1 protein-coding gene is annotated in these 1,323 nt (G+C 76.3%); it reads left to right on the forward strand.

Features of this window, described 5'->3' with window-relative positions; genetic code table 11:
- Positions 1-1,323, forward strand: a 1,323-nt coding sequence (locus CLM62_RS13910) for an acyltransferase domain-containing protein (RefSeq protein WP_143659060.1), incomplete at both ends; no start/stop codon positions are given.

The following is a 1,323-nucleotide window of genomic DNA, read 5'->3' on the forward strand; positions in this document are numbered from 1 at the left end:
CTGTCGCTGGCGGCCACCCGGGCCCAACTCGAGCACCGTGCCGTCGTGTTCGGCACCGACCGGGGCGAACTGCCAGCCGCGTTGGAGGCGTTGGCGGCCGGTGAGAGCGACCCGCGCACCGTGCGCGGCCGGACCGTGCCGAGCGGGACCCTCGCGTTCCTGTTCACCGGGCAGGGGGCGCAGCGGGCCGGCATGGGCCGGGCGGCGTACGCCGCGTTCCCCGCGTTCGCGGCGGCGTTCGACGCGGTGTGCGCGGAGCTGGACGGACTGCTGCCCCGGCCGCTGAAGGCGGTGCTGTTCGCCGAGCCGGGCTCGGCCGACGCCGCTCCGGTCGACCGGACGCTGTACAGCCAGACGGGGCTGTTCGCCCTCGAAGTGGCGTTGTTCCGGCTGCTGGAGGAGTGGGGCGTCCGCCCGGGAGTGCTGCTGGGGCACTCCGTCGGCGAACTGGCCGCGGCCCACGTGGCGGGCGTCTGGTCGCTGCCGGACGCCTGCCGCGTGGTCGCGGCCCGGGCCCGGCTGATGCAGGCCCTTCCGGAAGGCGGGGCGATGCTGTCGGTGGCCGCGAGCCTGGAGCGGACCGCCGAACTACTGGGCGACCTCGCCGACGTGGACGTGGCCGCGGTCAACGGTCCCGCCGCCACGGTGCTGTCGGGCCCCGCGGCGGCGATGGCGGACGCGGAGGAGCGGCTGGCCGACGCGGGGCTGCGCACCAAGCGCCTGCGGGTGAGCCACGCCTTCCACTCGGCCCTGATGGAGCCGATGCTCGCCGAGTTCGAGCGGCAGATCGCCGACGTGACCTTCCGGCAGCCGGAACTGCCGGTCATCTCCAACCTGACGGGTGAGCAGGCCGGCGCGGCGGAGCTTGGCTCCGCCGCCTACTGGGTGCGCCAGGTCCGTGGCACCGTACGGTTCGCGGACGGTGTCGGGCAGCTCGCCGCGCACGGCGTCACCGCCTGCCTGGAACTCGGCCCGGACGGCGTGCTGACCGCCATGGCCCGCGACTGCCTCACGGCCGGCGCCCACGACGTGGCGCTGGTGCCCGCCCTGCAACGCAACCGTGACGAACCGGCCGCGCTCCTCGCCGCGCTCGCCGAACTCCACGTGCGGGGCGTCGAGGTGAACTGGGCCGCGATGCTGACCGCACGCGGCGGCCGGCGCGCCGCCCTGCCCACCTACGCCTTCCAACGGGAGCGCTACTGGCTGCCCGCCACCCCCGCCCCGTCCGCCGCCCCGGCGCCCGCCGGGCAGGCGGACCGGCTGGTGTACCGCGTGGGCTGGTCGCCGGTCACCGGGCTGGACACCGAGGCACGGCCCGAGGGC

The organism is Streptomyces sp. SA15 (assembly GCF_002291145.1).
Lineage (GTDB): Bacteria > Actinomycetota > Actinomycetes > Streptomycetales > Streptomycetaceae > Streptomyces.